Here is a 7,984-nt window from a genome sequence, read left to right as displayed (position 1 = left end):
ACCATGGCACGACTAAAAGAGATTTACCGGAAGGAAATCGCACCGAAACTTAAGGAAGAACTTAAGCTTTCGAACGTGATGGAAGTTCCGCGCGTTACCAAAATCACCCTGAACATGGGTCTGGGCGAAGCGATCGGCGACAAAAAAGTCATCGAGCACGCTGTTGCTGACCTGGAAAAGATCACCGGCCAAAAAGTCGTTGTGACCTACGCTCGTAAATCCATCGCTGGCTTTAAAGTCCGTGAAGGATGGCCGATCGGCGTCAAAGTGACTCTGCGCCGTGAGCGTATGTACGAATTCCTGGATCGTCTGCTGTCGATCTCCCTGCCTCGGGTCCGCGACTTCCGCGGCCTGAATGCCAAGTCCTTCGATGGTCGTGGTAACTACAGCATGGGCGTTAAAGAGCAGATCATCTTCCCGGAAATCGACTACGACAAGATCGATGCTCTCCGCGGTCTGGACATCACCCTGACCACCACTGCCAAGAACGATGATGAAGGCCGCGCTCTGCTGCGTGCATTCAAATTCCCGTTCCGCAACTGATTGGAGTAGGACCATGGCCAAGATGAGCATGAAAAACCGCGAGCTGAAGCGTCAGCTCACGGTTGCCAAGTACGCCAAGAAGCGTGCAGCACTGAAAGCTATCATCGTTGATCTGAACGCAAGTCCAGAAGCGCGTTGGGAAGCTACAGTTGCTCTGCAGAAGCAGCCACGTGACGCAAGCGCTTCGCGCATGCGTAACCGCTGCCGCCTGACCGGTCGTCCACACGGCGTTTACCGCAAGTTCGGCCTCGGCCGTAACAAACTGCGTGAAGCTGCCATGCGTGGTGACGTACCGGGTCTGGTTAAAGCCAGCTGGTAAGTACTGTCAAAGTCTCGGTGTCCAGGATCGCAAGATCCTGACCACCGGTGGCCTTGAATCTGGATCAAGCCCCTATTGGGGCTTGATTCATTTCTGGGGTGTGTCTAGAATACCCGGCTCGCCTGAGCCCGTGTTTTTATGCTCGGAGATTCTCGGCGACACGTAGTAGCCGTAAGGCTAATTTTTCTGTATTAGGAGCGTCTAGCCCATGAGTATGCAGGACCCGTTAGCGGACATGCTAACTCGAATCCGTAATGCCCAGATGGCTGAAAAGTCCGTCGTAAGCATGCCATCTTCTACTTTGAAGGTAGCTGTTGCCAAAGTCCTGAAGGACGAAGGTTACATTGCGGGTTATCAGATCAGCAGCGAAATCAAACCACTGCTGTCTATCGAGCTGAAATATTTCGAAGGCCGTCCGGTTATCGAAGAAGTGAAGCGCGTTAGCCGTCCAGGCCTGCGTCAGTACAAGTCCGTCGAAGATCTGCCGAAAGTTCGTGGCGGTCTCGGTGTGTCTATCGTCTCCACCAACAAAGGTGTGATGACTGATCGTGCTGCGCGCGCTGCCGGTGTCGGCGGCGAAGTTCTTTGCACTGTGTTCTAAGGGGGGATAAGCATGTCTCGCGTCGCTAAGAACCCCGTTAAGCTGCCAGCCGGTGTCGAAGTAAAATTCGCAGGCCAACAGCTTTCGGTGAAGGGTGCCAAGGGCACTCTCGAACTGAACGTCCATTCGTCCGTTGAAGTCGTTGAAGAAGCTGGTGAGCTGCGTTTCGCTGCTCGCAATGGCGATCAACAAACTCGCGCAATGGCCGGTACCACTCGTGCGTTGGTAAACAACATGGTCCAAGGCGTAAGCCAAGGCTTCGAGCGCAAGCTCCAGCTGGTCGGTGTTGGTTACAAAGCGCAAGCAAAAGGCACAGTGCTGAACCTGGCTCTTGGCTTCTCGCACCCAGTGGATTACGAACTGCCGGAAGGCATCACCGCTGAGACTCCTAGCCAGACCGATATCCTGATCAAGGGCATCGACAAGCAGCTGGTAGGTCAAGTGGCCGCCGAGATCCGCGACTTCCGTCCACCAGAGCCGTACAAAGGCAAAGGTGTGCGCTACGCGGACGAAGTCGTCCGTCGTAAAGAAGCCAAGAAGAAGTAGGGCATAGCAAATGACCGACAAAAAAGTTACTCGACTGCGTCGCGCTCGCAAAGCACGCCTGAAAATGCACGAACTCGAAGTCGTGCGTCTCTGCGTGTTCCGCTCTTCGCAGCACATCTACGCCCAGGTCATTTCGGCCGACGGCAACAAAGTCCTGGCAAGCGCCTCGACTTTGGATAAAGAACTGCGTGATGGGGCCACTGGCAACATCGACGCGGCCACTAAGGTTGGCCAGCTGGTCGCTACGCGTGCTAAGGCCGCTGGCGTCTCGCAGGTGGCTTTCGACCGCTCTGGCTTCAAGTACCACGGCCGCGTTAAAGCGCTGGCTGATGCTGCTCGTGAAGCTGGGCTGGAGTTCTAAGTTATGTCAAATAACGACCAAAAGCGCGACGAAGGCTACATCGAGAAGCTGGTTCAAGTTAACCGCGTAGCCAAAACCGTTAAAGGCGGCCGTATCTTCACTTTCACCGCGTTGACCGTGGTTGGTGATGGTAAGGGCCGTGTTGGCTTCGGCCGTGGCAAGTCGCGTGAAGTGCCTGCTGCGATCCAGAAGGCTATGGAAGCTGCTCGCCGCAACATGATCCAGGTTGATCTGAACGGCACCACTCTGCAGTACGCAATGAAGTCCGCTCACGGCGCTTCGAAGGTGTACATGCAGCCTGCTTCTGAAGGTACCGGTATCATCGCTGGCGGCGCTATGCGTGCTGTCCTCGAAGTTGCTGGCGTTCAGAACGTTCTGGCCAAGTGCTACGGCTCGACTAACCCGGTAAACGTGGTTCACGCCACTTTCAAGGGTTTGAAAGCAATGCAGTCTCCTGAATCCATTGCCGCCAAGCGTGGCAAAAGCGTCAAGGAGATCTTCTGATCATGGCTACCGTAAAAGTAACGCTGATCAAAAGCATGACCGGCCGTATCCCTAACCACAAACTGTGCGTTAAGGGTCTGGGTCTGCGTCGCATCGGTCACACTGTAGAAGTCCAGGATACTCCCGAGAATCGCGGGATGATCAACAAGGCTTACTACATGCTGCGTGTCGAGGGTTAATCGATGAAACTCAATGATCTGAGTCCAGCGCCGGGTTCCCGTCGCGAAAAGCATCGTCCGGGCCGTGGTATCGGTAGTGGTTTGGGCAAGACCGGTGGCCGTGGCCACAAAGGTCAGTCCTCCCGCTCCGGTGGCACCATCGCTCCAGGCTTTGAAGGCGGTCAACAGCCGCTGCATCGTCGCCTGCCGAAGTTCGGTTTCGTTTCCCTGAAAGCCATGGATCGCGCAGAAGTGCGTCTGTCCGAGCTGGCTAAAGTGGAAGGCGACATCGTCACCGTGCAGTCCCTGAAAGATGCCAACGTGATCAACGTCAACGTACAGCGTGTGAAAATCATGCTGTCCGGTGAAGTGACTCGCGCTGTCACTATCGGCAAGGGAATCGGCGCCACCAAAGGTGCGCGTGCGGCTATCGAAGCAGCTGGCGGCAAGTTCGAGGAATAAATGGCTAAGCAAGGTGCTCTCTCTGCGCTCGGCAAAGGCGGTATGTCTGAACTTTGGGCTCGTCTGCGTTTTCTGTTCCTGGCGATTATCGTCTACCGAATAGGCGCACACATCCCGGTTCCAGGTATCAACCCGGACCGACTCGCGGACCTGTTTCGACAGAATGAGGGGACCATTCTTAGCTTGTTCAACATGTTTTCCGGCGGCGCGCTGGAGCGGATGAGCATTTTTGCACTGGGGATCATGCCGTACATTTCGGCATCGATCATCATGCAACTGATGACAGCCGTCAGCCCGCAGCTGGAACAGTTGAAGAAGGAAGGTGAAGCTGGCCGTCGCAAGATCAGCCAGTACACCCGCTACCTCACCGTCGCTCTCGCTCTGGTCCAGGCTATTGGCATGTCCATTGGTCTGGCCGGGCAGGGCGTTGCGTTCACTGGTGACTTTGGCTTCCATTTCGTCGCGGTATCCACTTTTGTGGCTGGTGCGATGTTCATGATGTGGCTGGGTGAGCAGATTACTGAGCGTGGTGTTGGCAACGGTATCTCGATGTTGATTTTTTCGGGTATCGTCGCCGGTCTTCCGAGAGCGATCGGGCAGTCTTTTGAGTCTGCACGTCAGGGTGATATCAACATCTTTGCCCTGGTTGCCATCGGTTTGCTGGCAGTAGCGATTATCGGTTTCGTGGTGTTCATTGAGCGTGGTCAGCGTCGTATTGCTGTTCACTACGCCAAGCGTCAGCAGGGCCGCAAGGTTTTTGCTGCGCAGACTAGCCACTTGCCGCTGAAGGTGAACATGGCCGGCGTTATTCCGGCCATTTTCGCGAGCAGCATTTTGCTGTTCCCGGCTTCGTTGGGTGCCTGGTTCGGTCAGTCTGAAGGTATGGGCTGGCTGCAGGACATCTCGCAGTCGATCGCTCCTGGTCAGCCGTTGAATATTCTGCTGTTTAGTGCAGGGATTATTTTCTTCTGCTTCTTCTATACGGCGTTGATGTTCAATCCGAAAGACGTAGCGGAAAACCTGAAGAAGTCCGGTGCCTTTATTCCGGGCATTCGTCCAGGTGAGCAGTCTGCGCGCTACATTGATGGCGTTCTGACTCGCTTGACCATGTTCGGTGCTCTATATATGACGGCCGTCTGCCTGTTGCCCCAGTTCCTGGTGGTTGCAGCAAACGTTCCGTTCTACCTTGGCGGGACCTCGTTGCTGATCGTCGTCGTGGTTGTGATGGACTTCATGTCCCAAGTACAATCGCACCTCGTTTCGCACCAGTACGAATCCCTGATGAAGAAAGCCAACCTGAAGGGTTACGGCAGCGGCATGTTGCGCTGAGTACCCATAAGGTTCGAGGAGTTGGTGATGAAAGTTCGTGCATCGGTGAAAAAGCTGTGCCGTAACTGCAAGATTATTCGCCGCGAAGGTGTTGTTCGAGTAATTTGCAGCGCGGAACCGCGTCACAAACAGCGCCAAGGCTGAGTGTGATTGTGCTTCAAGCCCGGTAGCTAGTGCGCTACCGGGTTGATTATTTGTTATTACAGCGATATTATCTCGCGCCCTATTTCTTGGCTTCCGGGGCGTAGGTAGCTGTCAATTGGAGTCCCACTGAATGGCCCGTATTGCAGGCGTTAACATTCCAGATAACAAGCATACTGTTATCTCGCTGACCTACATCTATGGTGTTGGTCGCACTACTGCACAGAAGATCTGTGCAGACGCTGGTGTAAACCCAGCAGCAAAGATCAAGGATCTGAGCGACGAGCAAATTGAACAGCTGCGTGGCGAAGTGGCGAAGTTCACCACTGAAGGTGACCTGCGTCGCGAAATCAACATGAAAATCAAGCGCTTGATGGACCTCGGTTGCTATCGCGGTCTGCGTCATCGTCGTGGTCTGCCAGTACGCGGTCAGCGTACCAAGACCAACGCGCGTACCCGTAAAGGTCCGCGTAAGCCGATCCGCAAGTAATCGCCCCAGCGAATCGACAGGAATTTAATCATGGCAAAACCTGCTGCTCGTCCTCGTAAAAAAGTTAAAAAGACAGTGGTTGATGGCATCGCCCACATCCATGCATCTTTTAACAACACCATCGTGACCATTACCGACCGTCAAGGTAACGCTCTTTCCTGGGCTACCTCCGGTGGTTCGGGTTTCCGCGGTTCCCGCAAGTCCACCCCGTTTGCTGCTCAAGTAGCTGCTGAACGTGCTGGTCAAGCTGCGCTGGAATACGGCCTGAAAAACCTCGACGTTAACGTCAAAGGTCCAGGTCCAGGTCGTGAATCCGCAGTCCGCGCTTTGAACGGCTGTGGCTACAAGATCGCCAGCATCACCGACGTGACGCCAATCCCGCACAACGGGTGCCGTCCGCCGAAGAAGCGCCGCGTGTAATCCAGGAGATTGTAAAGAATGGCTCGTTACATTGGTCCAAAATGCAAACTCGCTCGTCGCGAAGGCACCGATCTCTTCCTGAAGAGCGGCGTGCGCGCGATCGAATCGAAGTGCAACATTGAAGCAGCACCTGGTATCCACGGCCAACGCCGCGGTCGCCAGTCCGACTACGGCACCCAACTGCGTGAAAAGCAGAAGGTCCGTCGTATCTACGGCGTTCTCGAGCGTCAATTCAGCGGCTACTACAAAGAAGCTGCTGGCAAGAAAGGTGCAACCGGTGAGAACCTGCTGCAACTGCTCGAATGCCGTCTGGACAACGTTGTATACCGTATGGGCTTTGGTTCGACTCGTGCCGAATCCCGTCAGCTGGTATCGCACAAATCCGTCAGCGTAAACGGCCAAACCGTTAACGTCCCGTCGTACCAGGTTCGTGCTGGTGACGTGGTCGCGATTCGCGAGAAAGCAAAAAATCAACTTCGCATTGTCCAAGCTCTCGATCTGTGTGCCCAACGTGGCCGCGTAGAATGGGTAGAAGTAGACACTGAGAAGAAGTCGGGCGTTTTCAAGAACGTTCCAGCTCGCAGTGATCTGTCCGCCGACATCAACGAAAGCCTGATTGTCGAGCTCTACTCCAAGTAAGGGCTAGAAAATAGGTGCATCCATGCAGATTTCGGTAAATGAGTTCCTGACACCCCGCCACATTGATGTGCAGGTTGTCAGTCCAACCCGCGCCAAGATCACTCTCGAGCCTCTCGAGCGTGGCTTTGGCCACACCCTGGGCAACGCGCTGCGCCGCATCCTGTTGTCCTCAATGCCCGGCTGTGCAGTAGTCGAGGCCGAGATTGACGGTGTGCTCCACGAGTACAGCGCCATCGAAGGTGTACAGGAAGACGTAATTGAAATCCTGTTGAACCTTAAAGGTCTGGCTATCAAGCTGCACGGCCGTGACGAAGTTACGCTGACCTTGTCGAAGAAGGGTTCGGGGGTGGTTACCGCTGCCGATATTCAGCTGGATCATGATGTCGAGATCGTTAACCCCGATCACGTAATCGCTAACCTGGCGTCTAACGGCGCCCTGAACATGAAGCTCGTAGTAGCTCGTGGTCGTGGTTATGAGCCGGCAGACTCGCGTCAGAGCGATGAAGACGAAAGCCGCAGCATTGGTCGCTTGCAGCTCGACTCTTCGTTCAGCCCGGTTCGCCGTATCGCATACGTGGTGGAAAACGCCCGTGTCGAGCAGCGTACTAACCTGGACAAGCTGGTTATTGATCTGGAAACCAACGGTACTCTGGATCCTGAAGAGGCTATCCGCCGCGCTGCAACCATTCTGCAACAGCAGTTGGCTGCGTTCGTCGACCTCAAAGGTGACAGTGAGCCAGTGGTTATCGAGCAGGAAGACGAGATCGATCCGATCCTGCTTCGCCCGGTTGACGATCTGGAACTGACTGTACGTTCGGCTAACTGCCTTAAGGCGGAAAACATTTACTACATCGGCGACCTGATTCAGCGTACCGAAGTAGAACTGTTGAAGACTCCGAACCTGGGCAAGAAATCCTTGACTGAAATCAAGGACGTTCTGGCCTCCCGCGGTCTGTCCCTCGGCATGCGCCTCGACAACTGGCCGCCTGCAAGTCTTAAGAAGGACGACAAGGCGACTGCCTGATCGTCGTAATCACCGAACGTAGTGTTTGGTAAGGAATGAACCATGCGTCATCGTAAAAGTGGTCGTCACCTGAGCCGCACCAGCTCGCACCGCAAGGCCATGTTCCAAAACATGGCGGTGTCGCTGTTCGAGCACGAGCTGATCAAAACTACTCTGCCAAAAGCTAAAGAACTGCGCCGCGTTGCCGAGCCGCTGATCACTTTGGCCAAGACAGACAGCGTTGCTAACCGTCGTTTGGCTTTCGACCGTACTCGTTCGAAAGCTATCGTTGGTAAGCTCTTCAACGACCTGGGCAAGCGTTACGCTACCCGTGAGGGTGGCTACCTGCGCATCCTCAAGTGCGGTTTCCGCGCTGGCGACAACGCGCCTATGGCGTACGTCGAGTTGGTTGATCGTGCTACTGCTGGCGAAGCTGTATCCGCCGAGTAAGACGTCAGTCTGAAACAA

15 protein-coding genes are annotated in these 7,984 nt (G+C 54.8%); all 15 read left to right on the top strand.

Going from position 1 to position 7,984, the window contains the following annotated elements; translation table 11 throughout:
- Positions 1 to 3: 3 nt before the first annotated feature.
- On the top strand, positions 4 to 543 hold the full coding sequence (gene rplE / locus ACRESJ_RS23040) for a 50S ribosomal protein L5 (RefSeq protein ID WP_003210069.1): 540 nt from the start codon (positions 4 to 6) through the stop codon (positions 541 to 543).
- A 13-nt stretch (positions 544 to 556) separates the two neighbouring features.
- Complete coding sequence (gene rpsN, locus ACRESJ_RS23035; RefSeq protein ID WP_003176414.1) at positions 557 to 862, top strand: 30S ribosomal protein S14; 306 nt, start codon at positions 557 to 559, stop codon at positions 860 to 862.
- 208 nt (positions 863 to 1,070) lie between these two features.
- Positions 1,071 to 1,463, top strand: coding sequence for a 30S ribosomal protein S8 (rpsH, locus tag ACRESJ_RS23030; RefSeq protein ID WP_017848802.1), 393 nt, complete (start codon positions 1,071 to 1,073; stop codon positions 1,461 to 1,463).
- Between the two features lie 12 nt (positions 1,464 to 1,475).
- Complete coding sequence (rplF, locus tag ACRESJ_RS23025) at positions 1,476 to 2,009, top strand: 50S ribosomal protein L6 (RefSeq protein WP_166363237.1); 534 nt, start codon at positions 1,476 to 1,478, stop codon at positions 2,007 to 2,009.
- A 10-nt stretch (positions 2,010 to 2,019) separates the two neighbouring features.
- Positions 2,020 to 2,370 (top strand): 50S ribosomal protein L18, encoded by a 351-nt coding sequence (gene rplR / locus ACRESJ_RS23020; RefSeq protein WP_003186037.1) that lies wholly within the window; start codon positions 2,020 to 2,022, stop codon positions 2,368 to 2,370.
- 3 nt (positions 2,371 to 2,373) lie between these two features.
- Complete coding sequence (gene rpsE / locus ACRESJ_RS23015) at positions 2,374 to 2,874, top strand: 30S ribosomal protein S5 (RefSeq protein ID WP_003186035.1); 501 nt, start codon at positions 2,374 to 2,376, stop codon at positions 2,872 to 2,874.
- Positions 2,875 to 2,876: 2 nt separating this feature from the next.
- On the top strand, positions 2,877 to 3,053 hold the full coding sequence (rpmD, locus tag ACRESJ_RS23010) for a 50S ribosomal protein L30 (RefSeq protein ID WP_003176408.1): 177 nt from the start codon (positions 2,877 to 2,879) through the stop codon (positions 3,051 to 3,053).
- Positions 3,054 to 3,056: 3 nt separating this feature from the next.
- On the top strand, positions 3,057 to 3,494 hold the full coding sequence (rplO, locus tag ACRESJ_RS23005) for a 50S ribosomal protein L15 (protein ID WP_007896782.1): 438 nt from the start codon (positions 3,057 to 3,059) through the stop codon (positions 3,492 to 3,494).
- Complete coding sequence (gene secY / locus ACRESJ_RS23000) at positions 3,495 to 4,823, top strand: preprotein translocase subunit SecY (protein ID WP_431759971.1); 1,329 nt, start codon at positions 3,495 to 3,497, stop codon at positions 4,821 to 4,823.
- Between the two features lie 27 nt (positions 4,824 to 4,850).
- A complete protein-coding gene (gene rpmJ, locus ACRESJ_RS22995; RefSeq protein WP_002555468.1) occupies positions 4,851 to 4,967 on the top strand; it encodes a 50S ribosomal protein L36 in 117 nt (38 codons plus the stop codon).
- A gap of 130 nt (positions 4,968 to 5,097) precedes the next feature.
- Positions 5,098 to 5,454 carry a 30S ribosomal protein S13 gene (rpsM, locus tag ACRESJ_RS22990; RefSeq protein ID WP_042729624.1) on the top strand — a complete coding sequence of 119 codons (357 nt, stop codon included), beginning with the start codon at positions 5,098 to 5,100 and terminating at the stop codon, positions 5,452 to 5,454.
- 30 nt (positions 5,455 to 5,484) lie between these two features.
- Positions 5,485 to 5,874, top strand: a complete 390-nt coding sequence (gene rpsK, locus ACRESJ_RS22985) for a 30S ribosomal protein S11 (protein WP_002555466.1) — start codon at positions 5,485 to 5,487, stop codon at positions 5,872 to 5,874.
- A gap of 18 nt (positions 5,875 to 5,892) precedes the next feature.
- A complete protein-coding gene (gene rpsD, locus ACRESJ_RS22980; RefSeq protein ID WP_003210056.1) occupies positions 5,893 to 6,513 on the top strand; it encodes a 30S ribosomal protein S4 in 621 nt (206 codons plus the stop codon).
- Positions 6,514 to 6,535: 22 nt separating this feature from the next.
- Entirely contained in the window at positions 6,536 to 7,537 is a 1,002-nt protein-coding gene (locus tag ACRESJ_RS22975) for a DNA-directed RNA polymerase subunit alpha (RefSeq protein WP_007924176.1), read from the top strand.
- A gap of 42 nt (positions 7,538 to 7,579) precedes the next feature.
- Positions 7,580 to 7,966, top strand: coding sequence for a 50S ribosomal protein L17 (rplQ, locus tag ACRESJ_RS22970; RefSeq protein WP_007970429.1), 387 nt, complete (start codon positions 7,580 to 7,582; stop codon positions 7,964 to 7,966).
- Positions 7,967 to 7,984 lie beyond the last annotated feature (18 nt).

The organism is Pseudomonas sp. (assembly GCF_050739655.1).
Lineage (GTDB): Bacteria > Pseudomonadota > Gammaproteobacteria > Pseudomonadales > Pseudomonadaceae > Aquipseudomonas.
Note: the sequence above shows the minus strand (reverse complement) of the source record. Positions and strands in the feature narration are given on the sequence as shown.

Bases quoted from the DNA above. Each gene is read 5' to 3' on its own strand.
- rplE (WP_003210069.1), top strand. From the start codon at position 4: ATGGCACGACTAAAAGAGATTTACCGGAAGGAAATCGCACCGAAACTT.
- rpsN (WP_003176414.1), top strand. From the start codon at position 557: ATGGCCAAGATGAGCATGAAAAACCGCGAGCTGAAGCGTCAGCTCACG.
- rpsH (WP_017848802.1), top strand. From the start codon at position 1,071: ATGAGTATGCAGGACCCGTTAGCGGACATGCTAACTCGAATCCGTAAT.
- rplF (WP_166363237.1), top strand. From the start codon at position 1,476: ATGTCTCGCGTCGCTAAGAACCCCGTTAAGCTGCCAGCCGGTGTCGAA.
- rplR (WP_003186037.1), top strand. From the start codon at position 2,020: ATGACCGACAAAAAAGTTACTCGACTGCGTCGCGCTCGCAAAGCACGC.
- rpsE (WP_003186035.1), top strand. From the start codon at position 2,374: ATGTCAAATAACGACCAAAAGCGCGACGAAGGCTACATCGAGAAGCTG.
- rpmD (WP_003176408.1), top strand. From the start codon at position 2,877: ATGGCTACCGTAAAAGTAACGCTGATCAAAAGCATGACCGGCCGTATC.
- rplO (WP_007896782.1), top strand. From the start codon at position 3,057: ATGAAACTCAATGATCTGAGTCCAGCGCCGGGTTCCCGTCGCGAAAAG.
- secY (WP_431759971.1), top strand. From the start codon at position 3,495: ATGGCTAAGCAAGGTGCTCTCTCTGCGCTCGGCAAAGGCGGTATGTCT.
- rpmJ (WP_002555468.1), top strand. From the start codon at position 4,851: ATGAAAGTTCGTGCATCGGTGAAAAAGCTGTGCCGTAACTGCAAGATT.
- rpsM (WP_042729624.1), top strand. From the start codon at position 5,098: ATGGCCCGTATTGCAGGCGTTAACATTCCAGATAACAAGCATACTGTT.
- rpsK (WP_002555466.1), top strand. From the start codon at position 5,485: ATGGCAAAACCTGCTGCTCGTCCTCGTAAAAAAGTTAAAAAGACAGTG.
- rpsD (WP_003210056.1), top strand. From the start codon at position 5,893: ATGGCTCGTTACATTGGTCCAAAATGCAAACTCGCTCGTCGCGAAGGC.
- ACRESJ_RS22975 (WP_007924176.1), top strand. From the start codon at position 6,536: ATGCAGATTTCGGTAAATGAGTTCCTGACACCCCGCCACATTGATGTG.
- rplQ (WP_007970429.1), top strand. From the start codon at position 7,580: ATGCGTCATCGTAAAAGTGGTCGTCACCTGAGCCGCACCAGCTCGCAC.